At 45.6% G+C, this 26,065-nt stretch carries 28 protein-coding genes, 3 tRNA genes and 2 rRNA genes; 10 read left to right on the top strand and 23 right to left on the bottom strand.

Features of this window, described 5'->3' with window-relative positions; all coding sequences use genetic code 11:
• Positions 1–91: 91 nt before the first annotated feature.
• A complete protein-coding gene (locus ACN081_RS01670; protein WP_419106746.1) occupies positions 92–631 on the top strand; it encodes a flavin reductase family protein in 540 nt (179 codons plus the stop codon).
• Between the two features lie 97 nt (positions 632–728).
• Positions 729–1,970: an acetylornithine deacetylase gene (locus ACN081_RS01675; RefSeq protein WP_419106747.1), complete on the top strand. Its 1,242-nt coding sequence runs from the start codon at positions 729–731 to the stop codon at positions 1,968–1,970.
• Position 1,971: 1 nt separating this feature from the next.
• Here ACN081_RS01675 and ACN081_RS01680 read toward each other — a convergent pair whose 3' ends face one another.
• The 4 genes from ACN081_RS01680 to ACN081_RS01695 all read right to left on the bottom strand — a co-directional run bounded on the left by ACN081_RS01680 (position 1,972) and on the right by ACN081_RS01695 (position 4,803).
• Entirely contained in the window at positions 1,972–2,577 is a 606-nt protein-coding gene (locus ACN081_RS01680; protein WP_419102772.1) for a VanZ family protein, read from the bottom strand.
• A 100-nt stretch (positions 2,578–2,677) separates the two neighbouring features.
• A complete protein-coding gene (locus ACN081_RS01685) occupies positions 2,678–3,052 on the bottom strand; it encodes a fluoride efflux transporter FluC (protein WP_419102773.1) in 375 nt (124 codons plus the stop codon).
• Positions 3,053–3,063: 11 nt separating this feature from the next.
• Positions 3,064–3,483 carry a fluoride efflux transporter FluC gene (locus tag ACN081_RS01690; protein ID WP_419102774.1) on the bottom strand — a complete coding sequence of 140 codons (420 nt, stop codon included), beginning with the start codon at positions 3,481–3,483 and terminating at the stop codon, positions 3,064–3,066.
• Between the two features lie 15 nt (positions 3,484–3,498).
• Entirely contained in the window at positions 3,499–4,803 is a 1,305-nt protein-coding gene (locus ACN081_RS01695) for a carboxylesterase family protein (RefSeq protein ID WP_419106748.1), read from the bottom strand.
• A gap of 637 nt (positions 4,804–5,440) precedes the next feature.
• Between ACN081_RS01695 and ACN081_RS01700 the strand changes: the two genes are divergently transcribed.
• Both ACN081_RS01700 and ACN081_RS01705 read left to right on the top strand, forming a co-directional pair.
• Positions 5,441–6,298 carry a PRD domain-containing protein gene (locus tag ACN081_RS01700; protein WP_419102776.1) on the top strand — a complete coding sequence of 286 codons (858 nt, stop codon included), beginning with the start codon at positions 5,441–5,443 and terminating at the stop codon, positions 6,296–6,298.
• A 433-nt stretch (positions 6,299–6,731) separates the two neighbouring features.
• On the top strand, positions 6,732–7,199 hold the full coding sequence (locus ACN081_RS01705; RefSeq protein WP_419101237.1) for a MarR family winged helix-turn-helix transcriptional regulator: 468 nt from the start codon (positions 6,732–6,734) through the stop codon (positions 7,197–7,199).
• 81 nt (positions 7,200–7,280) lie between these two features.
• Here ACN081_RS01705 and ACN081_RS01710 read toward each other — a convergent pair whose 3' ends face one another.
• From ACN081_RS01710 to ACN081_RS01730, 5 genes are all read right to left on the bottom strand, one after another.
• Positions 7,281–7,511, bottom strand: a complete 231-nt coding sequence (locus tag ACN081_RS01710; RefSeq protein WP_419102777.1) for a hypothetical protein — start codon at positions 7,509–7,511, stop codon at positions 7,281–7,283.
• Positions 7,512–7,527: 16 nt separating this feature from the next.
• Positions 7,528–7,890: a hypothetical protein gene (locus ACN081_RS01715; protein WP_419102778.1), complete on the bottom strand. Its 363-nt coding sequence runs from the start codon at positions 7,888–7,890 to the stop codon at positions 7,528–7,530.
• Between the two features lie 163 nt (positions 7,891–8,053).
• Positions 8,054–8,956, bottom strand: a complete 903-nt coding sequence (locus ACN081_RS01720) for a serine hydrolase (protein WP_419102779.1) — start codon at positions 8,954–8,956, stop codon at positions 8,054–8,056.
• 103 nt (positions 8,957–9,059) lie between these two features.
• Positions 9,060–10,298 (bottom strand): biotin synthase BioB, encoded by a 1,239-nt coding sequence (gene bioB / locus ACN081_RS01725; protein WP_419106749.1) that lies wholly within the window; start codon positions 10,296–10,298, stop codon positions 9,060–9,062.
• 117 nt (positions 10,299–10,415) lie between these two features.
• Entirely contained in the window at positions 10,416–11,162 is a 747-nt protein-coding gene (locus tag ACN081_RS01730; protein ID WP_419106750.1) for a hypothetical protein, read from the bottom strand.
• Between the two features lie 63 nt (positions 11,163–11,225).
• Between ACN081_RS01730 and ACN081_RS01735 the strand changes: the two genes are divergently transcribed.
• Positions 11,226–11,762: a TetR/AcrR family transcriptional regulator gene (locus tag ACN081_RS01735; protein ID WP_419106751.1), complete on the top strand. Its 537-nt coding sequence runs from the start codon at positions 11,226–11,228 to the stop codon at positions 11,760–11,762.
• 180 nt (positions 11,763–11,942) lie between these two features.
• On the top strand, positions 11,943–13,316 hold the full coding sequence (locus ACN081_RS01740; RefSeq protein ID WP_419102783.1) for a galactokinase: 1,374 nt from the start codon (positions 11,943–11,945) through the stop codon (positions 13,314–13,316).
• A gap of 85 nt (positions 13,317–13,401) precedes the next feature.
• Here ACN081_RS01740 and ACN081_RS01745 read toward each other — a convergent pair whose 3' ends face one another.
• Positions 13,402–15,423 carry an amino acid transporter gene (locus tag ACN081_RS01745; RefSeq protein ID WP_419106752.1) on the bottom strand — a complete coding sequence of 674 codons (2,022 nt, stop codon included), beginning with the start codon at positions 15,421–15,423 and terminating at the stop codon, positions 13,402–13,404.
• A gap of 402 nt (positions 15,424–15,825) precedes the next feature.
• On the opposite strand from ACN081_RS01745, the gene ACN081_RS01750 reads away from it, so the two are divergent.
• From ACN081_RS01750 to ACN081_RS01760, 3 genes are all read left to right on the top strand, one after another.
• Complete coding sequence (locus ACN081_RS01750) at positions 15,826–15,999, top strand: ribosome recycling factor (protein ID WP_419102785.1); 174 nt, start codon at positions 15,826–15,828, stop codon at positions 15,997–15,999.
• 211 nt (positions 16,000–16,210) lie between these two features.
• On the top strand, positions 16,211–16,405 hold the full coding sequence (locus tag ACN081_RS01755; RefSeq protein WP_419102786.1) for a CsbD family protein: 195 nt from the start codon (positions 16,211–16,213) through the stop codon (positions 16,403–16,405).
• Between the two features lie 134 nt (positions 16,406–16,539).
• On the top strand, positions 16,540–16,845 hold the full coding sequence (locus ACN081_RS01760; RefSeq protein ID WP_419106753.1) for a glutaredoxin domain-containing protein: 306 nt from the start codon (positions 16,540–16,542) through the stop codon (positions 16,843–16,845).
• 265 nt (positions 16,846–17,110) lie between these two features.
• On the opposite strand, the gene ACN081_RS01765 is transcribed toward ACN081_RS01760, so the two are convergent.
• A complete protein-coding gene (locus ACN081_RS01765; RefSeq protein WP_419106754.1) occupies positions 17,111–17,815 on the bottom strand; it encodes a rhomboid family intramembrane serine protease in 705 nt (234 codons plus the stop codon).
• A 167-nt stretch (positions 17,816–17,982) separates the two neighbouring features.
• Complete coding sequence (locus ACN081_RS01770; RefSeq protein ID WP_419102789.1) at positions 17,983–18,510, bottom strand: peptidylprolyl isomerase; 528 nt, start codon at positions 18,508–18,510, stop codon at positions 17,983–17,985.
• A gap of 261 nt (positions 18,511–18,771) precedes the next feature.
• Between ACN081_RS01770 and ACN081_RS01775 the strand changes: the two genes are divergently transcribed.
• A complete protein-coding gene (locus tag ACN081_RS01775; RefSeq protein ID WP_419106755.1) occupies positions 18,772–19,233 on the top strand; it encodes a hypothetical protein in 462 nt (153 codons plus the stop codon).
• A 261-nt stretch (positions 19,234–19,494) separates the two neighbouring features.
• Here ACN081_RS01775 and rrf (ACN081_RS01780) read toward each other — a convergent pair.
• The 11 genes from rrf (ACN081_RS01780) to gyrA form a co-directional block, all read right to left on the bottom strand.
• A 5S ribosomal RNA gene (gene rrf / locus ACN081_RS01780) occupies positions 19,495–19,611 on the bottom strand.
• A gap of 3 nt (positions 19,612–19,614) precedes the next feature.
• Positions 19,615–19,687: transfer RNA gene (locus ACN081_RS01785), tRNA-Ala, on the bottom strand.
• A gap of 215 nt (positions 19,688–19,902) precedes the next feature.
• Entirely contained in the window at positions 19,903–20,346 is a 444-nt protein-coding gene (locus tag ACN081_RS01790) for a DUF3349 domain-containing protein (protein WP_419106756.1), read from the bottom strand.
• Between the two features lie 39 nt (positions 20,347–20,385).
• A complete protein-coding gene (locus tag ACN081_RS01795; protein ID WP_419102792.1) occupies positions 20,386–20,679 on the bottom strand; it encodes a hypothetical protein in 294 nt (97 codons plus the stop codon).
• 3 nt (positions 20,680–20,682) lie between these two features.
• The gene (locus ACN081_RS01800; protein ID WP_419102793.1) at positions 20,683–21,915 is read right to left on the bottom strand and encodes an inorganic phosphate transporter; all 1,233 of its coding nucleotides are present in this window, start codon (positions 21,913–21,915) and stop codon (positions 20,683–20,685) included.
• A 401-nt stretch (positions 21,916–22,316) separates the two neighbouring features.
• Positions 22,317–22,433, bottom strand: a 5S ribosomal RNA gene (rrf, locus tag ACN081_RS01805).
• A 3-nt stretch (positions 22,434–22,436) separates the two neighbouring features.
• Positions 22,437–22,509, bottom strand: a tRNA-Ala gene (locus ACN081_RS01810).
• A 23-nt stretch (positions 22,510–22,532) separates the two neighbouring features.
• Positions 22,533–22,649 (bottom strand): DLW-39 family protein, encoded by a 117-nt coding sequence (locus tag ACN081_RS01815; protein WP_419102794.1) that lies wholly within the window; start codon positions 22,647–22,649, stop codon positions 22,533–22,535.
• 21 nt (positions 22,650–22,670) lie between these two features.
• Positions 22,671–22,744 (bottom strand) — tRNA-Ile (locus tag ACN081_RS01820).
• A gap of 113 nt (positions 22,745–22,857) precedes the next feature.
• Entirely contained in the window at positions 22,858–23,358 is a 501-nt protein-coding gene (locus ACN081_RS01825) for a DUF3566 domain-containing protein (RefSeq protein ID WP_419102795.1), read from the bottom strand.
• A gap of 2 nt (positions 23,359–23,360) precedes the next feature.
• On the bottom strand, positions 23,361–26,006 hold the full coding sequence (gene gyrA / locus ACN081_RS01830) for a DNA gyrase subunit A (RefSeq protein WP_419102796.1): 2,646 nt from the start codon (positions 26,004–26,006) through the stop codon (positions 23,361–23,363).
• Between the last annotated feature and the right edge of the window lie 59 nt (positions 26,007–26,065).

Below are 26,065 nucleotides of genomic sequence, written 5' to 3' on the forward strand. Positions count from 1 at the left end.
TTACACAAAACGACATAACCTCGCGCATTCTGCTGTGTGCCTTTAGGCTTACCCGTATCACCTTGCAGCCGCAAAAGAAAGATTGATAGCCATGAGCACACAGTTGGCACCTACATCGCACGTATTTTCTTCAAAGACTCCAGCAGAACTTTTTTGTGAGTGTTTTGGAGCTCAGGCAGCAGCAGTTGCCATCATTACGGCACAAGATCAGCAGGGGTTTCCTGCGGGGCTGACTATTTCTTCTCTTTCTTCGGTGTCAGCAACACCTCCTATTGTTGCTTTTTCTTTTCAAAGTAGAACCGGTTCTGCAGCTAGAATTGTCGATTCGGAGTCCTTTCTCATTCATTTAGTTAGTGGGGAGAATGTTGAGGTTGCGAAGAAATTTGCGACCAGCAGATACCCCAAGTTTGAGGATAGAACAACGTGGGACACTCTCCCCACGGGTGAACCTCTTTTGCAGGGGTTTAACCGTGTTCTAAGAGTGAAACCTCTTCAGAAAATTGAGGCAGACCCAGCGGTTGTTTTAACTGCAACCGTCACAGATTTTATTCGTCATGACACTACAACAATGACTCCGGTGGTGTATCACGCCCGTAAGTTCCACCGCTTAGGCGACTTTTACGAAATATAGTCCTGCCTCGCACACATATTTTCAGAGGAGTTTAGAAAACTATTTCTGAATTCCTTTTAGACTGGATATACACAGACCACCGATTGATTAAGGACTCATGATGTCAACGCTTCCCGATTCGTTGCCTTGGATTCAAAAAGTTATTGCGATTCCTACGATTTCTGAAACTTCTAATGCCATCCTTTTAGAGCTCATTGCGCAAGAGTTTCTCAAATACGGTTATACCCCGTGGTATACCTATAGCGATGATGGCGAGCGCGCCAATATGTATGTCACGATTCCTGCAGCAGATGGAACACGCCAGGGTGGTGTTGTTCTTAGCGCTCATACCGATGTGGTTCCTGTTCAAGGACAGCGTTGGGATACTGACCCGTTCTGTGCGACGGTAGTAGGTAATCGACTTTATGGTCGTGGTGTTGCTGATATGAAGTCTTTTATCGGGGTAGCGTTGTGGCTTCTTGAACGGATTGATCAGCAACGTTTAGTGAAGCCTTTACACTTTGCGTTCTCGTATGATGAGGAAATTGGGTGTTTGGGTGCCCCTCGTATGATTGCGGAGCTTGCAGAACGTGGTGTTCGCCCTGAGTATGCGGTAGTTGGTGAGCCGTCTTCAATGCAGGTTATTGTGGCGCATAAGTCGGCTCATCGTGGTCGTGCTACTTTTCATGGCATCGCTAAACATGCGTCGTTGGCTCCTCATGGGGTCAATGCTGTTGCTTCGGCCGCCGAGTTCATTGTGTTTATTGAGCAATTGGCGCAGCAGTGGCTCGAAGAGGGGCCTTTTGATGAGGGTTTTGTGACTCCGACTTCTACTGCGGGTGCAAATTTTGTGCAGGGTGGTTTGCAGTACAACATTGTGGGAGAGAACGTTGTGGTGGAATATGATTTCCGCACGATTCCTGCAACGAACCGTGAAGAAGTTATTGCATCGGTTGAGGATAAACTTTTCAATGATATTCTTCCGAGGATGGTACAAAAAGCCCAGCGTGCAGAACGTCTATCGGGTGTGCCAGAGGGTTCTTTGTCTTCTCAGGTTTCGGTGAATCATGAGTTGATTGCGGCGGTTCCTGGGTTAGATACTCCTGAGGATCATCCACTGGTTTCTTTAGGTTTTGAGTGGGTTGGTCAGGAGTATAGCGATACGACATCTTTGGTTCGTGTTACGTATGGTACGGAAGCTGGTCAGTTTCAGCAGACTGGTATTAGTGCGGTCATTATTGGTCCAGGTGATATTGCTCAGGCACATACTCCTAATGAGTGGATTGAGCTTTCCCAGATTCGTTTATGTGAGCAGTTTATGCTTCGTGTGCTGGAGTATTCTTCACGACCAACTCTTTAAATTAGTCTCTGGTGGGTTGTTTGCGGGTGTGGTGTCGTAGTAATTCGATGATGGCCCACCCCATCATAGCTCCGATGGTGTTGGTGAGCAGGTCTTCTGCATCAAAGGTGCGGTATGCGCAAGGATAGTACCCCCAAATGCCAGTTAGTTGTGTGAGTTCTATGAGCATTGATAGCCCGAAGCTTGCGAAGAGTGTTGTTTTCCACGTTGTTTTTGCAAGGAGTGCGAGGAAGACACCGGCTGGTAAGAAAAGTGCAACGTTGAGGATGAGTCCTTTGATGTAGCTGCTGGTGAGTATTGCACCGATTCCCATGGAGGAGAAATCACGAATGGCAAATTGTAGGCTCCATCCGAGGATGAATCGTGGGTAGTAGGGGTTCTCAGAGCAAATGTGGGTATATTCTTCGGGTGTTGGTAGGGGCAGCATGGTGACTGCGATGACGCCACAAAGATAGAGCAGGATGATGGGTGTGTAGAGAAACCATCGTAGGCTAAAAGTTATTTTTTTCATGCTCCATAGTGTTAACAGGATGATGCTGATGATGGCATAGGAGAAACCCCATAGGTAAAACGCTTGTTCGATGGCGAGGAAGTGTACAGCGAGCATATCTGAGTGAGCCTTGTTGTTAGTTTTGGGGTTTAGGGGTATCTGTGTTGCGCACGTTGTGTGGTGTCGTTAAAAGATAGCAAGTTATTTTGCGGTGGTGTTAGCTGGTAATTGCGAATCCTAGTGCTGCACAGGTGAGTGCTAGTAAGGGTTGGATGAGCAGAAGAAAATAGACTGCGTGGTGTTGTTTGATACGTAGGTGAGTGACGACTTCGACCATTGCGCTGGAGAATGTGGTGAATCCTCCGAGGAATCCGGCGCCGATAATGGTGATAATCCAAGTGTCGGTGATGGTTTGTGATGCGATGGTTCCTGCGAGTAGTCCGAGGAAGAACGATCCTACGATGTTGATGAGGAAGGTACCAAGAGGAATGTGTTTTTTCCATAGTTTTTTGACGAATCGGTCGCAGGTAAAGCGTGCCCATGCTCCGCTTCCTCCAGCAATGAAGATACCGATGATGAGTGCATAGTTCATGAGGTTTTTCTCTATGGTGTTGAGGTTTTTGTGCGGTATTGAGTTCCGAGGTATGTCCCAAGGTGGGTTCCAAGCCAGCAGCAGAGGAGCCCTAGTGTTAGGGTTGCTCCTAAGCTGAGGGCAAAGCCTCCCCAGAGATTTTGTTGTGCTAGTTTGATGGTTTCTACGGAGAAGGAGGAGTATGTGGTGAATCCTCCCATGAGTCCGGTGCCGATGAGTAAGCGTAGTGCTTGACGGTGCTCATTATCTTCTCCTGAGGCGGAGAGGAAGCTGAGGAAGAGTCCGAGGATAAATGCTCCGGTCAGGTTAATCATCCATACTTGGGTTGCCGTGTCTACGGCTAATATGACGCTCAGTAGCCAACGTAGTGTTGCGCCGGTTCCGCCACCTAAGAAGACGAGTAGTCCTTGTGGGATATCCGATAGTTTCACGGTATCTAGTGTCCTTTATTTTTCTTCAAAGAAAAATTGTATCTGTGCTAAGTCTTTTAGTTCGGCGCGTATTGTGCCAGTTCGTGCAAATTCTGCCCAGATGGTGCGGAGCGCTTTTCCTTGTTGGGTTCTTTCATAGTGGTGCATTCCGGCAAGCATTTTAGAGTTTTCCCAGGCGGGGTTGTCAAAGAGGAGCGAAAGTTCTGCTCCGTGTGCTGAACGTAGGCGGTGCAGTGGGTGACCGACTTTTAGGGTGTATCGGGTTGCTTTTCCGCCTGCTTGTTGGTGCCTTTGGGCGAAGGTTTTTGCTGGTTTTTCGTAAATATCGTAGGTGGTTTTTTGGATGATTTTTTCGAGGGGTTGTGAGTTGCTGATGGAGGTGAGGTATTGTGTGGCGGGTGTAAAGTAGGCGGCTTCTCGTTCGTTATTTCCAAGGAGTACTTGTACGTGAGGTGCGGCTTTTTTCCATGCTTGTTCTACGTGTTCTGGGGCTGGTAACGGGTAGTACCCATATTGTGTTCCGAAAGGCATCATCGAAGGATATAAGCCGAATTTGAGCGGGTTGAGGCTTATCATTTTCCAGGAGAGTTCAGCGTAGGTTTCAGCTGGTGCGTTTTCTGGGATGTGTGCAATTTTTTTGAGCATTGCTGCTGGCATTTTTTCTTTATGGTTGACCATGTCTAAAGGTGCACTTTGTGCAATGACACGGTGCAGTAGTCCTTCTTCGATGACGTTTTCGGTAATCATGAGTTGTGTTGCGAGGTCTGCTCCTGCTGATTGTCCGAAGACGGTAATGTTGTTGGGGTCTCCACCGAATGAGCTAATGTTTTCTTTGATCCAGCGAAGGGCTTCTCTAACGTCGAGCAGTCCGAGGTTGGCTGGCCTTTGGGGTGTTCCTCCGAGGAATCCTAGTATTCCTAGCCTGTAGGTTACAGTGACGACGATGAGGTTTTGTTCTGTGACGAGTTTGTGGGCGTTATATCGTTTTCCGTCTCCTGAGCCGACAACATAGGAGCCTCCGTGAAGGTAAACCATAACTGGTTTTTTAAGATCCGCTGTTGTGGGTGCGAGGATGGATAGGTTTTGGCAGTCTTCGCTGATGAGTGTTGCTTGTCGTATATCGGAGTGTGTTCCACGAAGTTTTTGTGGTGCTGCCGGTGCTGGTTGGTCTGCGATATAGGGTTGTTCAAAAGCGTCTAGTCGGATTGGATATGGGGCTTGGAATCTTTTGGCTCGAGCGTAGGGGATTCCGCATGCTTTGATGGTGTTCTCATCTTCTATGGCGTGGATGGTTCCTGCTGGTGTGTTGATGAGTTTCATGAGGTTGTCTTTCTGAGCTTTTGAAGGCGTTTTGTCTACTCTTTTCAGTGTAGTTTGTTGAGGTGGGGTTTGGCGGTGGGCAGTATTGGTGTTGTATTTAGTACAGTTATCTGCTTTATCATCAAATATTTTTGTTATCTGGTTTATGTATAAAAATGGGTCTGTATAGGTCTTCTCTATGAACAATAGTTGTTCAGAAAAGTTGAAGAACAAGACATTGACTAGGAATAATAATGCGTTAGTAAGCTCTACTACACTAAAGGTTTACCTGACTATGTTACCCACGGGTACTGTGTTAAAAAATTATCTAATGCCACTTGCGTCATTGCTCAATAAATAGGTATAGTTATTGTGTTGTCAACTAAATTAGCACCCGAAAGGGTGCGCGCGAGACTGAATCGTACTAATGCAAACTCGAGATGCGTACGTTTCATTTAGACTGGCTCGTGTCGGTGGTTGTGGTTCCCCCCGGCACGAGCCTTTCTACGTCTTCAGCCATGTGTCATCACGGAAGAAAAGCTCCCTCACCACTAAAACTTCTAGGCATGATAGCGGTCAAACCCTTTCTTGACCGACATATCACCTAAAATAGAGAAGACATATATGCTTCATAGTTGTTTTATTGAAGGAGGGTACTTTGCGGATTTCTCGAATCTACAACAATAATGTTGCCCTCGCTATGAATCACTCTGGTGTTGAAACAGTCGTCATCGGCAGAGGTCTCGCCTTCGGCAAACGCAAAGGCGACCTTCTTGACCCCACCAAAGTTGAACAGACTTTCGTTCCTGAACAGAACACCTCAGACGAAAGGCTCACGTGGTCTCTGTCAGAGATTCCTTCAGAGATTCTTGCCCTTGCCACTGAATTAGAGGCTTCTGTTCGTGAAAATAGCGATATATCTCTTTCTCATTCTTTTATTATCCCACTCGCAGATCACCTGAACTTCGCTATTATTCGAGCGAAGGAAGGTATTGACGCGGATTATCCACTCACTCTTGAAGTGACCCAGTTATATCCTCAAGAAGTAGAGTTCGGAAAGAAAGCAATTGCATTAGTAGAAGAACGTTTAGGCGTAAAGTTAGCTGAGGCAGAGGCTATTCCTTTAGCATTGCATCTGGTCAATTCTCAATTAACAACGGCGGATATGTCTACGACGTTCCGCATGACTGAAATTTTTTCCCAAATTTTTGATGTGATTTCTTCCGCATATGGGCAAAAAATTGATCAATCTTCGATGAGCGTTGTCCGTTTTATCACCCATTTGAGATATCTTTTTGTTCGCTCTCAACAAGGCAAATATCCTCTACAGCAAGATCCAACAACTCCAGCTATTTTCGAGGCTGTCAAGACGAGTTATCCTCAAGCTTTTTCTTGCGCTAAAAAAGTCCGTCTTCTACTTGAAATGCAATTGGATCAAGAACTCACAGACGATGAGTTAACCTACCTGACTATTCATATTGCTCGTTTAGCAAAAGATTTAACTCTTGATAGCTAGCAATTATCTAAACAATCTTAGCGAAAGTCACAATAAACAACTTTCCTGTTTTATCAATAAAGAAGTTCTTAGAAGTCAATAGCGACACTATTCCCCTCAGATGAAACTCATAGAACGTAAAGATTCCTATCAGCTTTAACGACTAATATCTTAATATTATTTGTATTTTTACGCTCTTGACTAGGTCAATCTATATAATTGAAGACGTAGATATCAGACTTAACTGGAAATTACCGGCTGGTAATGAGAAAATTTTTCTTTGCATATAATGTAACTGTTAAGGGATTATTTACTATAAACTATATGTAGATTGTGGACTTGATATTTTGTCATGGATATCCAGTAATGGATTTTCTGAACAACATATCATCGAAACCTACAAAATATATTTCCCCAACCCACTTCCCCAACGAAGGGTACACTCCATACTGCTATGAATACTGCCCATCCACTTACCGAACAGGAAATTACACTTCTCTGGAAGCTATTTTCACAAACACACAGCACCATTACCCAATACCTTGATAAAGGCCTTCGAGCGCATACCAAAATGAAGCTCGACGACTTTCAGGTGCTTGCAGTACTTGCAGAAGGGTACAAAAAAGACAAAGAGCCACCAGTGGTGCGCATGGGTAAGCTGTCCTCAACGCTCGTCCTCTCTCCTTCTCGACTCACCTACCAAGTTGGTCGTCTCATTGACATCGGTTGGGTTGAACGCATCAACGTCGAACAAGACCGCCGAGGAAAAGGCGTCTACCTAACACCCCAAGGATATAAACAATTCCGAGCAGCACGCACCGTGCACACTGACCTTATTCAAAACCTACTGCGCAACACTGATTCAAATGAGATTGTTGCAATGTCTACTCTGATGAAGAGAATCCTCAACGACATCATCTAAGTAGTAGCTATGCAAAGAAATAAAAAATGCGGTGGTCCTCCATTTATGGAGGACCACCGCATTTTTTATGCTTTCGTATTGTTATGACGAACGACCAGACGTACGTGCAGAACGAGACGCTTCTAAACGCTGAACATGATGTAAATAATCTCGATTAGCCAAAACAACTAGCGCCATAGCGTTAAGAGCAAGGCCAACAGCAAAAACAATCCACCCGATAATCATCATGTCAGTACTAGCTAGCACCGCACCAACAATAAGCGCACCAACCGACATAAGATACGCCGGAGAACGTAAAAACTTTGTATTCATACCGGTTCTTTACCTTCTAGTTTCGTGGGCGAGCAGAACGGGAACGAAAAATCTTTTCTTGTTCTTTTTCAGTCTTTTTCTCTACCACGGGTTGAGCTTCTGTATCAGGTTCAGGCTCAGAATCTTCTGTCTGAGTAATAGCTTTTTTCTCGTCACCACGAGAATCCGAAACAACAGAACTAATCAAGCTAGGAAGATCCTTACCTTTAGCACCTTGGAGAGAAACCATCACGGAAAATACGTTAAGAACGAGGGCCGCCAGTAACAGTAACCATCCTAGAGCCGTTACTACTACCGAGCTTGAACCAATCATCAACGCTCCCACGAAAATACCTGCTAACGAGGTTAGGAATGCTGGAGAAAAATCTTTTAAATTCATGGTTATTGAATCAATTCCTTGAGTAAGTCTTTGCGTCGCTCATAGAGGAGCTTTATACAGGTTCATAAGCTATCTTATGCAATAAGTCTAGTTCATATTTCTTCTCGTTCTAAGACCTAAAGACTGATAGCATCATCAAAGTTTTTCCCGATGACGGTGTTTATCAAGAAGATAATACTGATAATGCCGTCTGAGCAACTTTACTATTAGCTTCTTGCCCCTGCTGTTGCTCTGCGAATCCGGTTGTCATTACGGATAGAGCATATGTTTTCCCATGATGAAGCACATCGCCCGTAGAATTAATGAACCAGATGCCAGCATCATCAGCAATCCATCCGTTCTTGCAAAGTACGCGTTGAGCACCGGGGTTTTGAGTGAGGGCACCAACACCCCACCCCTGCGATGACGGGTCAGCTCCTTCCATAGCAGCACGAAGAACGCGCATATCCGATGAAGCCACCCAATCAAGTCCCTCATAGACCGCTCGCGCAATTTTGAGGTGGTCTCCAGCTGTTGTGAGGTTATTCCCCCAACCACCACCGTCTCGAGTCTGAGAAACACCCAGCTTTTGATAGGTGAGATTGAGTTGTTCAGAGCGTTCCTGCTCGTTGTCACCTAATCCGGCGTAGAGCAAAACTGTCGAATTATTATCGCTATACCCGATACTTGATTTCACTAAAGATACGGTATGGCGCCCCAACGATTTTCCATGCTCATAGGCAATACGCATTCGAGCTAAAGCAATAGGAACCTTCACCGTGCTCGCTTCATAACCACGATATGACGGGTTATAGTAAAAAGTTTCTTGCGTATCATAACGGTGCAGAGCCAGAGAAAAATTACGAGGGGAAGAAAACTCTGGTAGCCCACGTAGAGAATCAGCTAATTGACGGTAAGCACCAGAAACTTTAAGCGGATTATTCTGGCGGTCCAATAATTCCACGGCAACATGGTCTTCATCATTTCCTTGATCGGAGGAAGAACCACAAGCATTAAGAGCTAAACCTAAACCGCCTAAACCACACAATGTTAGCGCTGAACGTCGAGAAATAATGGCTCTACTCACCCTCTCATGATGTGCTGGTGCATCGTATAAGACATCATGCCCCAGTCTATGTGAGAAAAGAGCAAAAATACTTTATTTTTCTCACCGTATCATCAGAAAACCATCAGGCATTAGGGGCGATATCAGTACCCACGCCACGTTTTCTCGTAATAACAGGCGAAAACTCTACATGATGACCAGAATCTTGAGCAGCTTCTACTGAAATATGAGAGCTTCCACAAGCTCCAGCAGAAGAACAACCACCACAAGCACTCACCGAGCCACTGGTTCCACAGGGGGTCGCAGCCGGCATGTTCTCTTGAGGTAAAGCATGATGAGCACGTAGGTATTCTTCATGTTCTGCCACAAGGTCTCGGTCTTCAGCGCCGAGAACAACGAATCCCCCATCACGAATCATTTTTAAATCGTCTAAAGCAGACTGCCCGACAGAAGTTAAATAATCCCCGAGGAATAGAGAATTAACGACGTGTAATGCTGTAGCTTGAAGCGAGCGCAAATGCATTTCTCGTCCGCCAGCCATACGAAGCTCTTTTTCAGGGTTCACCATACGGACTGTTGCAAGAATGCGTAAGCATCGCATGGGCGTGAGTTCCCACGTGCCAGCTAAGGGTGTCCCGTCAAAAGGCATCAGGAAGTTGACGGGGATAGAATCTCCCTCAAGGTCTTTAAGAGCAAAAATTGCGTCGACGAGTTGTTCGTCGCTTTCTCCCATTCCGACGATGAGACCAGAGCATGCAGATAGCCCAGCATTCTGAGCTGAGTGCACCGTGTTGACGCGGTCTTCGTAGGTGTGGGTGGTGCAAATATCTTTATAGTGGTCTTCACTAGTGTTGAGATTGTGGTTGTAAGCGTCAACCCCAGCTTGTTGCAAGCGTTCAGCTTGTCCTTCTTTGAGGATGCCAAGACAAGCGCATACTTCTACTTCGGGGTGTTCTTCTTTGAGGCTTTCAACCATTCCAGCAACACGTTCAACATCGCGGTTGGTTGGGCCTTTGCCTGATGCAACCATACATACACGAGATGCCCCTCCAGCAATACCGTGCCCTGCCTGTTTGACGGCTTCGTCAGGTTTAATCCACGTGTATTTGAGAATATCGGCTTCTGATCCTAATCGTTGAGAACAATAGGTACAGTCTTCTGGACATAAGCCAGATTTGAGGTTGACGAGGTAATTAATTTTGACGGTGTTTGAAAAATAGTGGCGACGTAGCTGACCGGCGGCTTCTACCAGGGTAAAGGTAGAAAAGTCTTCTGCGGTGAGCATGGCTAAGGCTTCTTCGCGGGTGGCAGGCTGTCCGCCGTTGAGAATGCGTTGAGAAATCTCTAGAAAGTTGGTCGTCATAGACTCATCTAACTGTTTTTTTGAACGGTGTTCAATTCAAAACGCGCCAACACCCCTGAAGTTCTCCAGAAAATCTCAGGTAAGCGTCATTTTAAGGACATCTACATCACATGATGACTAGCCACAGCCACCTGAACCGCACCCGCAGTTGCCACCACAACCGCCACCGGAACTTTCTTGGTCTCCCAGAAGAACCTCAGCATAAGACCGAGCATCTGAATCTCCTTGAGATTCAAAGAATGAAATATATTCTTCTACGATATCTCGACCTTGCACTCCAGAAATCTCTAAACGTGCATTACGAATAGAAACAAAATCTTCAAAAACGCTCAACGACGCATTCTCTTGGTTTTGTTCCAGTATCAACGTATCGATGACGTGCAATCCTAAAGATTGTAAGGACTGTAGTCGTTGGACTCGTTGCTGACGTAAGAAAAGACTGTGCGAACCAATGAGCAGACGGAGAGCAACGAGAACACCAACCGCTCGCATAGGGCTAAGTGCCTGAGCCGCGTCGGATACCTTGTGAACTGGCAAAAAGTCGAGAACCAACTGTCCAGATTGTCCGTGCGTAAGCGACTCTAATTCTTCAGCTGCGTCCATCAATTTATGCGCTAACGTTTGGTCATCTTCTGCGTCTGCAACCGTTACAACAACTTGCGGAATATCAGAAAGAGGTGCTGCACCGAGTAAATTAGCGATTGTTATTTCACGACCAAAAAATTCGGTACGTTGCTGTGCAGCTAATTCGACAAGAGCGAATTTTGCACCTGGACCAGATCTCAAAATATCAACAACATCGTTAATAGTCAGATGCTCTTTATGAGAAACACGTGCTTTGAGTTCAGAGAAGTTCAGTGTCATATTTCCATTCAACCCCATTGCTTATCTATTTTTTTGTTCTCTGAACCGTTTTACAATAATGTGGTGGCTCTATCACGTGAAAAAATTTTGGACACAGCATTCTCCGTTCTCAACCAATATGGTTTAGCGGATCTTTCGATGCGCAGATTAGCCACCGAGTTAAACGTCGCACCAGGTTCTTTGTACTATCACATTCGCAATAAACAAGAGCTTCTTGCCTCTTTAGCCTCAAGAATGCTCTCCGCCGTTCACTGTACTGGAGACACTGAGGCTATATCACTGTATAACGGCACTCAAGAACTTTATACACAGATTATTTCTATCCCTGAAGGCGCCGAAGTTATTCGTTTAGCATTAGCGCTTCACCCTGAAGATTTACCTTTTCTATGCAAGCTAGCAGAACTCTTCGCCCACCAACGAGATGATATTTCAGGGATGGTTGCCGCAAAGTCTTTAATACATCTTTGTCTCAGTCTCATCGAAGAAGAACAAACAACAGCTGTGCTTGAAGCACGAGAGACGATGCTGACGCCCCCTTCTTCTTATCAAACAAGTATCCAAGCGCTCATTCATGGGTGGTTATCTACGGAATGCTCGTAAATACCCTAAAAGTAATACATCCGAAACGATGAAAACTGTCATCTTTAGTGAGAACAAAAACAAGACTTCACCACGGGGAGGGAATAGGTCGTGGGAAAATATCGTTGATATTCCCGAAACTGCCACATCATCATGTATGAGGTTTGAAGGTTACAACTACAGGAAAGAAGATATATCGCTATGAGCAATTTTGCTCAACCACATTGGAAGGATCTTCCTCACCATCAAGAACAGGTATTACGCATTAGAGATGCATTCAAAGAAAAATACGGCGTCTATCCTGATGGTGTCTGGTCTGCTCCTGGACGCCTTAACCTCTTAGGGGAATATATTGATTTCTTGGGTGGTTCATGTTTGCCGATGCCTCTTCCCTATCGCACCTATATTGCAGGAAGACTAAGAACTGATGGTGTGCTTCGTGCAGAGTCTCTACAGATGCCCGCGGACGAAAGAACCGTCGTTATTCGAGATATCCATCCAGGCAATCTCAAAGGGTGGTTCACATATGTTGCAGGTGTTGCTTGGGCCATGAACCAGGAAGGGGGCAAAGATATTGTTTTACCTAAAAATTTTGGTGCAGATTTACTAATTGATTCTCATGTTCCTGTCGGCGGAGGGCTTTCCTCTTCTGCAGCTTTAGAGTGTTCAACGATTTTGGCACTCCTCGACCTTTCATGCCCTCTACGTGAGGATTGCGATGAGAGTGAGCCGTTACCTTCTGATAGAGGCCCTGGCAATGATGTTTTACGTTCTCGTTTAGCTCAAGTATGTATACGTGCAGAAAACGATGTTGCGGGGGCTCGTACAGGAGGACTAGATCAAACTACCTCATTACGGTCTAAACCACATAAGGCTTTAGCTATTGATTTCCGAGATTTTTCTATAGAACCTCTAGAAGCAGATGTTGAATCAGCAGGGCTAGGTTTCCTCGTCATTAACACCAATACTCCACATGAGCTCTCAGGCGGAGAGTTTGCGGTTCGTCGAGCAGCAGCAGAAGCCTGCGCTCAGGCTCTAGGTTTGGACTATCTTCGCAATGCTCTCCCTGAGGATTTGTCCTGTTCTCAATTAGATGAGCATCAGGCGAAGCTTTGGCGTTTATCGATGGTTGATACAACAACGATTCGTGCTCTTGATGCTTTTGAGGGGACTCAACAACCTCCACAATTTCCTCGTGGTTGGGTTAGACATACTTTTCACGACATGTGCCTTGTAGAGCGAGCCGCATTCCTTCTTCGGAATATGTCAGATGAAACCCCTCATGCGTGGAGTGAACTAGGGCATCTTTTCACAGAATCTTTTATTTCCATGAGGGACGAGTTGAGAGTGTCACGACCAGAGATTGACCTTGCAGTAAACGTCTGTCTTGAAAATGGAGCATTAGGCGCTCGCATGGTTGGTGGAGGATTTGGTGGTGCTGTTATGGCACTCATCGATCAAGACAAGATTCATGACACTGCAAAGAGTGTGGCACAGGCTTATGCTCGTTGCGGTTACGCAGCCCCTGAATTTTTGCCGATGGTTGCGGGATTCCCTGCAGATAAAGATTTCTAGGAGCTATTTAAATCAAGCTGTCCCCTAGTATATATATTCCCATAATGGCATATATACTAGGGGACAGCTTGTCAAGATACGTTAATTATGAAACGTGTACAACAGGTCGTCTCATAATCTGTTTCTCAGCTCGCCGCAACACCTCATGCGTCGTTGAAGCAACTTGACCTTGTCCAAAGAAAATAAACGCCAAGTAATTCTTCATCGGAGAACCCGCAGCCCAGTCAAGATACACGTGCGGAACGTTACCGGTCATATCACGAATCTCTAGTGTCAAAGCAGCAATGTTATTAGGGATAGAAGCCCCAGAAGCGCAGAGGATACGTTGGTCGCCTACCTCAACGCCGTGCACCGTTAGCTCAGATTTAAACTGGCTAGGATCCATCACTGCAATTTCCATAAAGAGCACATTCTTATCCCTACCAATATGATGCCCCCATTCTTCACGTTCTCGCTTTTCAAGATAATCAGCAAGATTGAAGTTATCAGGACGATGAGCAATGAGGTGTATGGGCTCATCCGTTTTTTCGAGAATAAATTCAAGAGCCTTTTTATCAAATTTAACGTGGTCAATACGAAGCTCGTATGAGCGCATAGCACGAGATACCAGCGACACAAGCACTATTGCCAGAATGAAAGTGCTAGCAATACGAATACCTTCTGGGCGTTCAATAATGTTAGCAACGGTTGTGTAGACAAAGATAAGAGTGATCAACGAATAGAAAATAACGGAATAAGGTTCTCGATGACGGCGAGCGCTTAGTGTTACTGCAATAGCGGCACTAGTCATGAGCACCAAAACACCTGTAGCATAAGCTCCACCTTGGGCGTTAACATCTGCCTTATAGATGATGGTGATAATAAATGCGGTAATAGTAAAAACAATGACCAGAGGGCGCGAAGCACGCGCCCATTCTGGGGCCATACCGTATCGAGGCAAATAGCGTGGCACGAGGTTCAAAAGACCGCTCATCGCTGACGCTCCTGCAAACCAGAGAATGAGAATGGTGGCAATATCGTAGATTGTGCCAAATCCTTCCCCATACATTTCATGGGCCAAGTAGGCTAAAGCTCGACCGTTGGCGTGGCCGCCTTCTTGAAATTCTGCCTGCGGAATGAGCAACGTTGTAACAAAACTTGAGGTAATCAATAACGTACTCATGGTTATTGCCGCTGTTGTCAGTAGTTTACGAGTAGCGATAACACGATGTTTAGTCTGCTCGGCGGTATTCTTCCCTTCAGCTTTGATTTGAGGCATGACAACCACGCCGGTTTCAAATCCACTCATACCTAGCGCAATTTTAGGGAAGACGAGAGCAATAAGACCAAAAGCTAACCACGGGTTTGAATGGCTTCTGAGCAAGGCGTCGGACCAATTGTTGAGGTAGTCGGGGTGCTCAAAGATACGAATCATTGATCCAACGATGACAACGACGTTGACCGAGAGAAAGAAGACAACGAGACCGACAGCAATACCGATAGCTTCTTTGAAGCCACGCAAGAATACTGCTCCGAGTAATCCAAGGAAGAAGAGTGTAATAAGGATATGTTGACCGCTAAAGAATGAGGGTACATAAGGATTAGCTTCGACGTGTTCAGCAGCGTCAGCTGCTGAGAGCGTCATCGTAATCATGAAGTCTGTAGTGGTGAACCCTAAAAGAATGAGGACAACAATTTTTGCGTTCCACCGTGAAAGTAATCTTTCAAGCATGACGATAGAACCGGCACCATTTGAGGATTCTGCAGCTACACGTCGGTAGATAGGAAGCGCTCCGAAGAGGGTGACGAATACGAGGAGTATTGTTACGAGCGGGCTGAGTAGTCCTGCTGCGAGTGCTGCGATAGCTGGCTGGTATCCGAGGGTTGAAAAGTAGTCGACGCCGGAGAGGCACATGACTTTCCACCAAGAGTGACCTTCATGTTGCGGGCGTTTTCTACCGTGGGGGCCTTGGAGGTTGCCTTTGAGTTCTTGCCCGTTATCTAAGAGCCATGTGCGAGATATATGGCGAACTTTTTGGGTGATAGTTGATGTCGCCTCTGGTTCAGGATCGCTATTGTGTGTTCGTTGAGCGATACTGCGCTGTTTATTTTTGAGCGTAGACCCCATCAGGGGGACCTTTCTAGGAACGCACTATTGTGCGTAATCATGAATAAGACTCTGGCGAGTATACTCCTGTTTTTCGAAGCAAGGTACTCAGCAATGTTATTTTTTAATTTCTACTGGTCAGAAGTGTCATTTTTGGCTATTTTGTGATGTGTTGTTCAATAAACAATAGGATTTAAAGGTACACAAAAGACTATTTTTGGGGGTTTGAGATATCAGTCGTATAGGTTTTGCGCCTAGATTCAAACGCGTGTTTTGTAAATCGCCTTCTACCGATAGAGAAAATTTTGATGAAAAGCTTTTATTTATGATTCTGCACCAACTATTCTGGTTATGAGCATTGTTCTGATGCTTCGAGTAGATACTCTAAGAGTTCTTCTCGTCTTGAGATGAAAGGATAGTTCCGTGGGTTTCGATCTTGATGGAATGAAAGACAAAATCACTGAAGGCGTCGAAAACGTCAAAGATGTTGTCAATGAAAAAATTGGTAAAGACGTTGTCAATGACGATATTGTCAACCAGGCAAAAGAAAAAATCAGCGAAGGTATTGACGCTGTAACCGAAAAATTTGGTAAGTAAGTTTTTCGTCGAACGCTCCATCTGTAAGATGGGGCGTTTGGTCTTTTAAGGCTACTTTTCGCTGTAAAAGTATGGCAATATCAGCCTTTTTTAGTTTCCTCAAAAAATTTTTTATTTTCTGCGTGACATTTTTGGAGGTTGTTTCGTCTTATTAGTGAGAGGTTGCAAGTTTGCTTCCTCGAAAGACCTCATATCTATGAAGGAGGCTCTTATGAGCATCGGAGATAAAATTCAGAACGGCGTTGAAGACGTTACCGGTAAGGCAAAAGAAGCTGCTGGCAAAGTAACTGACGATTCTCAGCTAGAAGCAGAGGGTAAAGTTGATCAGCTCAAATCCACTGTTAAAGACGGTGTAGAGAAGGTCAAGGACGCTGCTGGCGACATTATTGATTCCTTCAAGAAGTAATTTATTCTTTTAGAAGCTGTGGGCGGTACCGATTTTTCGGTATCGTCCACAGTTTTTTGTGCCATCATACTTCCAGTAGCAAGGAGTTTTCTGTGTTACCTCGTATCAGTATTTTTAAAAGAAAGAAGTTTGCCATGACAAACCGTCAACAATCAACGTTTATTCAGGCCCAGCAGGCTCTTGAGCAGGGTTCTGTTGTTATTTTTTGGAGACCGGGGTGCCCTTTTTGCGAGCGCCTTGATGCTGGTTTAGGTGGCGATGGAGATAACGCCGTATGGGTCAATATTTGGGAAGATTCTGAGGCTGAAGAATTTGTTAAATCGGTCAATCAGGGAAATGCTGTTGTTCCCACGGTTTCTACAGCTGAAAAGTCTTTTGTTGCTTCTGCTCCTGATGCTGCTGAGACTGTGCGCCGTCTTATCAAGACGGCATCAGCTTAGAAGTTTTATGTTGCGTGAGATTTTGTAATTCCAAAAAATCCACACCTTTCAATCCCAGGGTTATCCACAATCGTGGATAACCCTGGGGAAAATAGTTACACCCCTGTAATTACGCGAAAGTGGCTTCTTGGTTTTATCGCTTTCTTCGCAGAATGACACTCTGAGAATTACACACCTGTAGTTATTAACAATGTGGACAACCTCTGTGGATAACTTTTAGTAGGGTTCTTCCATAGAGGTCAATCCACGTTCTTTGCAGAATGACTTATCGTCCCTGATGAGAGAATTTTTGCATTAGCCACGTCACCGCAGCACCGGTAAACATCCCTCCGAGATGAGCTTCCCAAGAGATGCCAGGGAAGAAGAAACTATAAGCCATATTGATAGCAATTAACACCAAAATAGGAGAAGAATTTTCGCCGCGAAGACGCGTTAAAACCCAAAAAGCACCAAAGAGCCCAAAGACTCCCCCAGAAGCACCAATGGTGGTGACAGATGGGGCAAAACTCAGAATACTTGCCAAAGACACTGCAATGGAACCACCGATAATAGAACACAGGTAGAGGGCTATAAATTTTATTCTTCCCAGGCGAAATTCTAGTTCACGGCCAAAAAGCCAAAGAGAGAACATGTTAAGCGCCAGATGGGAGATATTCCCTTGGCTATGGAGAAAACCGCTCGTAAGAAAACGCCACCATTGGTGTGTTTCAAGAACATAATTCCAGTTAAAAGCGAAGGTGTTGAACATAAAGTGCCCAGGAATTAATAATTGAGCGCCATAGACTATCGTGGTTAGTGCTATCAATAGATAGGTGATAAGAGGAGAGCCTTGTTGCATTATTGCTCTCGTCATCTTTTGAGTGGATGTCCTATCGGGGTGGCAAGACCGACATAAAATACCGACTTCTACAGGAATCTGACAGTCACCGCAGGTTGGTTTTTGGCATTGTTTACATCGTGCATATGCCATTTTGTCAGGGTGTTGAGAACATGTAGGAAATGAATATTCGGAGGATTCTCCATACAGGGGTGGCTGATAGTTCATCTGTGTATTTTCTCTGAGTGTTGTTGTGGTGATGCAATAAGAGCCCGTCCAGAGTAAATACCGGACGGGCTCTTATCTCACCTCAATAAGGTTTAGAGCTCTTCAATATCGATAGAAGAAATAACGACGTCTTCTACAGGACGATCCATATTTCCGGTCTTGACGCCTTCAATAGCGTCTACGACTTTCTGAGATGCTTCGTCTGCGACTTCACCAAAGATGGTGTGACGGCCGTTGAGCCAAGGAGTCTCTACAGTGGTGATGAAGAACTGTGAGCCGTTGGTGCCGGGGCCAGCATTTGCCATAGCAAGAAGGTATGGCTTGTTGAAGGAAAGTTCAGGATGGATCTCATCTTTGAATTGGTATCCGGGGCCGCCGATGCCCTGCCCGAGGGGGTCTCCACCTTGAATCATAAAATCACGGATGATGCGGTGGAAGATGACATCTTTGTAGAGAGGGCCTTCTTGTGGTTCACCGGTGTGAGGGTGTGTCCATTCCTGAGTACCATTGGAAAGACCAATGAAGTTTTTAACGGTGATGGGTGCATGATTACCGAAGAGGTTCACCACAATGTCACCGTGGTTGGTATGAATAGTTGCTTTAGCAGTTGCGTTAGTCATAGTTCCTATTTTCGCATGTTCTGTCATAGTCCGCTAGCCTATGAGACACTTATGCACTCAGCGAAAGTGTTTTTAGGGTGTGGGTTTCTCCTCTTTTTTGGTCGTTCAGGTGTGTTCATGAACTTTAGCGAGAAGTGAAATACAGGGGTTTTTGCGAGCTAAACCTCTGTTTTAGGAAAATAGTACGTAAGCTAGGTATTGATCATAATTTTCCATAGGACACTTTGTTTTATGGTGTAACGATAGAGAAAGGCAGACCTCATGGTGTGTGCACGTAAAGTGTCGAAAGCTCAGAAGCTTGCAGAAAAGACTTTCGCTAAGGCTCAGAAAGCTACCGGCAAGAAAGCTGAGAAGCTTACTCAGCTTGCTGAAGCTCAGGCAGCCAAGGCTAGTGAAATTGCTCAGAAGTATGCAGAAAAGACCTGCGCGAAGAGTGGCGAGGTTGCTGCTGTTGCTGCAGATAAATTAAGTTCTTTCGATATTCCGGAGCAGGCTGAGAGCCTTGTTGAGAAGGCAACTGGAAATAAGAAAGCTCTTAAGAATGCACAGAAGCAGGCGGTTAAAGCTGCGAAGGCTTATGCGAAAGAGCAGAAAAAAGCCACTAAGGGTGGAAACAAGTCCTTGGTTTTCCTTGGTTTGATTGTTGCTGGAGCAGTTGCAGGTTATGCTGCGTATAAAGCGTCTCAGCCAGTAGAGGATCCTTGGAAGACTCCTCAGAGCTAGTTCTTATGCTCAGATAATGAGCGAAGGAGTATTCAAGAGATTCCTTCTTCAAAATACCCCTGATGATTGGATGTCGCATCTATTCATTAGGGGTATTTTTATAGGAATATCAAGAAGCTGAATAAGAGCATGCAAGTTTTTGTCAGGCAGAAATAGCTATGGGGAGGATGGTTCAAGCCGTCATATGCGGTGAATTGTTTAGAGATAAAAAATGACTCCAAACCTCTACAAGGCTTGGAGTCATTCTCAACCATAAAAATAGCTCGGCGACGACCTACTCTCCCACACCGTCCCCAGTGCAGTACCATCGGCGCAAAGAGTCTTAGCTTCCGGGTTCGGGATGGATCCGGGCGTTTCCCTCTTGCTATAATCACCGAAACGTGGAGGCGAGGGGACTCGAACCCCTAACCCCCTGCTTGCAAAGCAGGTGCGCTACCAATTGCGCCACGCCCCCGTGGTGTTACATATAAGAGTCTACAACACTGATCAAAACATGAGCAAATCAAGAAGTTATGACTTGCAACACTTTATCTCTTAAATAAAGTGGGGAGCACCCCGCTACAAGGTGCTCCCCACGTGCATTTCGCTACGGACTACTGATGCGATTGCACCTCTCTTATCTCTAAGAAAGATTAGGTACGACATCCGCATCTGAGCGAATATCGATAATTATTGTTCTTTCGTAATACCATCTAAGTGAACTCGAGAAGCAGCTGATTCAGCAATACGCTTTTCTTCCTCACTGGGATTGATGTACTCGACGTACCCATCAGTGTCAGTCTCTTCAACCGAGTCCTCAGCACTGAAGTGATTCTCTGAAATATGCAACCCATGAGCACCGAGAATTCGAGCTACACGGTCAATTTCTTCAGGAGTAGGGACATCGTCAGTTACTTTTCTGATGTATTCGTTAATACGCTGATCAGAAACATAGTCTTCACCACGAGCAGCACGAGAAAGCATCAATTTACGTATAACTTCTTCGAGCTGAGCATCGGTCAAACGCCGACGCAACACTGCCATAACGGCCGCTCTATCCTGTACCGGGACGTCTTCGGGGTAACCGATACTCAACCAGTCAATAACACGAGAGACGATATTTCTCTGAGGCATCCCGCTACTCCTTTGCTAGGGATTCAAAGACGAGACATCCTATCCCGCCACACCAAATAGGTTAAACCCTGTGGAATGATAAATAAAATCTTTAGCAATCCATAAGATTCCCATAATAATAACAAGGACAATCACTGCAAAGATACTATAAGCGATGAGTTTACGGAATGAAGATGGTGGCTCCACCTCAATGAGGCGCCCATCTGCGGTGTATTCGGTTGTTCCAGCAAGCATTCTCAAGCCAATAGCGTAGAAAGCTGGAATACCAGCACCAAACACTAGGCCTGTAAGAATTACAGGGACGACCCTCTGTGCAATTTCAAAAAGACTCATATTTTAGGCACCCACCTTATGGGCTGTATTTTCAGAGACACCAGATTTAAGTGTTTGAACTGATTCTTTGGACTGTTTATCGGCACCAGATTCTCCCCACTCATCGTTGACGTTTGACGCATCAACAGGAGCTTTCTTGGAATGTAGATACATCCACAAGCAGAAACCGATGAGGATAAGGAATACGGCCAGTTCACCTAAGAACCCGCTACCTGTTACAGCATTGAGATAGTGCCCAATCATCCACGTTATTGCGCCGATACTACCTGCAGCAGGCAAGGTAATAATCCAAGCGATAACCATACGTCCAGCAACACCCCAGCGAACTTCAGCACCGCGGCGACCAAGCCCAGTACCAAGGATAGACCCTGTTGCTACATGGGTTGTAGACAGTGCCATACCGAAGTGGGAAGAGGTCAAGATAATAGCGGCAGAGGATCCTTCAGCTGCCATACCTTGAGGTGTATCAATCTCGACAAGCCCTTTACCTAAGGTGCGAATAATGCGCCAGCCACCCCAGTACGTACCAAGAGCGATAGCAAGAGCGCAAGTAAATTTAACCCAGAAAGGAATATCTGCATCGGGCGTAATTTCTCCGGAAGCAACAAGCGCTAGGAAGATAACACCCATGGTTTTCTGAGCGTCGTTTGTGCCGTGCGCCAGTGAAACCAAAGACGCAGTACCAACCTGACCCCAACGGAATCCTTCGTATTTCTTTTTATCCGAGACGGGGCGGGAGATTTTGTAGATAAGCCAGGTACCTACCGTTGCAACCATACCCGCAACGAATGGTGCCATCACAGCGGGGATAACAATTTTCGCTGCGACGCCGCTCCACTGCACACCAGAGAATCCAAAAGCTGCAATGGCTGAGCCAATCAATCCGCCAAATAGGGCATGAGAAGAGCTAGAAGGCAATCCGAGAAGCCATGTCAGAACGTTCCATAAGATACCGCCGACAAGTCCGGTGAAGACAATCAGGAGGAGCCCTGAATTGTCACCAGCAACAGCATCGAGATTAACAATGCCCTTACCTACAGTGCGAGCAACTTCTACAGAGAGGAATGCTCCAATGAGGTTAAGAACAGCAGAAAGAGTTACAGCAGTTTTAGGTTTGAGAGCACCGGTGGCAATAGAAGTTGCCATAGCGTTTCCGGTGTCGTGAAATCCGTTCGTGAAGTCAAAGGCTAAAGCCGTAAGAACCACGATAGCTAAGATAATAAGTTCAGTAGTCACCCTTTGATTATGAACATAGTTATTCGGTATAGGAAGCTAGGTGAACACGGTAAAAACAACCATAAAAAAGCAATATAAAACAACATTAACAAACAGTAAACGCAACTTAATCTTTACCAAGAAAATAATAATAGGTTAAAAAGTTATAAACTCACCCTAAATAATAGGTTTACAATCGACATAAAACAAAGTTGATTCACTTAATAAATATGTTGGTTTATGTTGGCTTAGGAATAGTTCACCTAGGGGATTAATGAGTTAAACCCCATCTTTAGATGCTGTTTACCAACTGTTCACCTTAAAAACAGTGGGATACTCATCACAAAGACTATATAACTCTGGATATAAAAAATGACTCCAAACCTCTACAAGGCTTGGAGTCATTCTCAACCATAAAAATAGCTCGGCGACGACCTACTCTCCCACACCGTCCCCAGTGCAGTACCATCGGCGCAAAGAGTCTTAGCTTCCGGGTTCGGGATGGATCCGGGCGTTTCCCTCTTGCTATAATCACCGAAACGTGGAGGCGAGGGGACTCGAACCCCTAACCCCCTGCTTGCAAAGCAGGTGCGCTACCAATTGCGCCACGCCCCCTCGGCTATAACCTCTATGAGATTTTATAAAGAATCCGTAGATTCTTTCCAAGATTTTTTAACATCTTGATTTTCCTGAACCTTCTTCGTCAAAAACAATCCAAGAACTGTTGTTGAAACAACGACAAGTATCTTTTTCATTTTTGCCTTTCGGTAAGGAAGTGGGCGTACCAGGAATTGAACCTGGGACCTCTTCGTTATCAGCGAAGCGCTCTAACCGTCTGAGCTATACGCCCTTACCTGTCCCTTAGGACGAAATAAAACTTTACACGACCTTCTCGACTTTTCCAAATCGATATTGGGTATTTTAGGTCACATTTATAACGTTCTAAGGAAACAAGGAAAATTTCTAGTCATCAGTCAAGGTCAGACCGATACCGCCAACAAGCTTTGCAGCAATGTTGTACAGCATCGCGGCAATAACACCAAGCAACGTAAAGAGAATAACGTTCACCACAGAAATCATAGTGGTGTACAGTGCAACCTGCCCCAACGACAAGAAATTAGAAATATCAATATGGTTGCCAGTAGTGCCAAGCATCGTCAAAAGATCATTAATGCCATCAAACAATCCTGTAGCCTGCATAGCAAGCCACAAAACCACTGAAGACACAACAAAAACAATACCCACAGCAACAGAAAGCAAGAAGACTAGCTTAGCCACAGACCATGTATCAACTTTGGCAACAACAAGGCGAGCACGACGAACTTTAGAGCGAGGCGCAGGACGCACCAACGGCTTATTGCGGTGAGCAGCAGAACGTGTGCCGTTGCTGCGAGCCCCCGCACGCTGTTTATTCGCAGTAGGGCGTGCACCTTGTTTACGGGTGCTAGTACCGGTAGTGCTCACTCTTAGTTACCTCCGTGTGCATTCTCTTCAGAACTCTGAGCTACTACTTGCTCAGACTCAAGCTGATGACTCTCTAACGGTACTGTATTATCGACCGCTTCGGTGCGTTCACCATCATTTTCTTCTTCAAGCTGTCGGTCTTGGTTACGAGCAACACCAACAATATGGTCATTTTTGCCAGGCTTAGCAAAAATAACACCCATGGTGTCACGTCCTTTAGCAGGAACTTCAGCAACAGAAGTACGAACAACTTTACCTGATTGCATAACGACTAAGACTTCGTCATCGTCTTCAACAATCAGACCTCCCACAAGGTCACCACGATCTTCAGCCAACTTAGCGACCTTAATACCAAGACCGCCACGACCTTGAATACGGTATTCTCCGACCTTCGTACGCTTTGCATAGCCACCTTCGGTTACAACAAAAACATACGAATCATCAGAAACAACATTCATACTCAACAGTTCATCACCGTCACGGAACTTCATGCCCGTCACGCCAGAAGTTGCACGCCCCATCGGACGCAACGCTTCATCCGTTGCAGTAAAACGTAATGACTGACCTTTGCGAGAGATCAGCATCAAATCGTCTTCGGCCGAGGCAAGCCCAGCAGAAACAAGTTCATCGCCATCACGTAGGTTAATAGCAATAACACCAGCAGTACGATTGGTATCGTAATCACTTAGTTTGGTCTTCTTCACCAGACCGCCCTTAGTAGCTAGTACAAGGTAGGGAGCGTCCTCATAAGATTTCAGCTCCATCACTTTGGCTATGGTCTCACCCGGCTGGAAAGCTAAGAGGTTAGCAACATGCTGCCCTTTAGCGTCACGACCGGCTTCCATTAGTTCATAAGCCTTTGTACGGTAGACGCGGCCCAGATTAGTGAAGAAAAGAATCCAGTTATGTGTTGTTGTGACAAAGAATTGTTCGACAACGTCATCACCACGTAGCGCGGCACCCTTAATGCCCTTGCCGCCACGGTGCTGGCTTCGATACTGATCAGAGCGAGTACGTTTAACATATCCGCCACGGGTAATGGTTACGACCATCTCTTCTTCAGGAATAAGGTCTTCCATCGACATGTCGCCGTCATATCCCATCAGAATCTTGGTGCGACGATCATCGCCATAGCGATTGACGATATCGGCAAGTTCTTCAGAGATAATTTCACGCTGACGAGCCTCAGAAGCGATAATCTCGTTATATTCTGCAATCAAACGCATTAATTCATCATGACGAGTTTGAATCTTCTGACGTTCCAAAGCTGCTAGACGACGTAGCTGCATATTAAGAATTGCTTGAGCCTGAGCTTCATCAATATCAAGCAATGCCATCAATCCACTGCGAGCATCGTCAGCTGTTGCAGAACGACGAATCAGCGCAATTACCTCGTCTAGAGCATCAAGAGCTTTGAGCAACCCGCGAAGAATATGCGCTTCTTCTTCAGCTTGACGTAGACGATAACGAGTACGTCGAACAATAACCTCAATTTGGTGATTTACCCAGTGGCGGATAAACGCATCCAAAGAGAGTGTACGAGGCACACCATCAACAACGGCAAGCATGTTAGCAGAGAAGTTTTCTTGCAACTGGGTGTGCTTATAAAGGTTGTTCAGGACGACCTTAGGGACAGCATCACGTTTGAGAACGACAACTAGACGCTGTCCGGTACGGCCAGAAGTTTCATCACGTAAATCAGCGATACCGGTAATCTTATGCTCTTTGACAAGGTCAGCAATTTTAATAGCAAGATTATCGGGGTTTGCTTGATAGGGGAGTTCGGTAATGACGAGGCACGTGCGGCCGTGAATCTCTTCGACGTTAACCACAGCACGCATCGTAATGGATCCGCGCCCTGTACGGTAAGCATCTTCAATGCCCTTATGTCCAAGGATAGTTGCACCAGTAGGAAAGTCAGGACCTTTGACCCGTTCTAACAATGCGTCAAGGAGTTCTTCGTTGGTTGCATCAGGATTTTTAAGGAACCATTCCACGCCTTCTGCTACTTCACGCAGGTTGTGAGGAGGGATGTTGGTTGCCATACCTACCGCAATACCTGATGACCCATTGACTAATAGGTTAGGAATACGTGAGGGAAGAACAGTCGGTTCTTGGTTTTTACCATCGTAGTTGTCTTGATAGTCCACGGTATCTTCGTGGATATCACGAACCATTTCTAATGCGATAGGGGCCATCTTCGTCTCAGTGTAACGAGAAGCTGCCGCTCCGTCGTTACCGGGAGAACCAAAGTTTCCTTGACCTAGCGCGAGCGGGTAACGCATGGTCCAATGCTGAATCAGACGCACCAAGGTGTCATAGATAGCGCTATCACCGTGGGGATGGTACTGACCCATCACGTCACCGACCACGCGAGCGCATTTATTAAAAGCTCGTTCAGGTCGATAGCCGCCATCGTACATCGCGTAGATGACTCGGCGGTGCACAGGTTTTAGCCCATCACGTACATCCGGTAAAGCACGTCCGATAATGACAGCCATTGCGTAGTCTAGGTACGAACGTTCCATTTCTGAGCGGAGGTCTACTTTATTCACTCGTCCGTGAACGGTAGTTGCTGCCGCTAAAGAACTTCCTACAACTTCGCCTTCAATAGGTTCTGTGGAATCATTCTGAGTTTCATCGCTCATGTGAAGTTTTCCGTTTCTTTTCGTCCTTGATTTATATTCCTTGAGCGTTATATAACGCT

The organism is Rothia sp. P13129 (assembly GCF_048512865.1).
Classification (GTDB): Bacteria; Actinomycetota; Actinomycetes; order Actinomycetales; family Micrococcaceae; genus Rothia.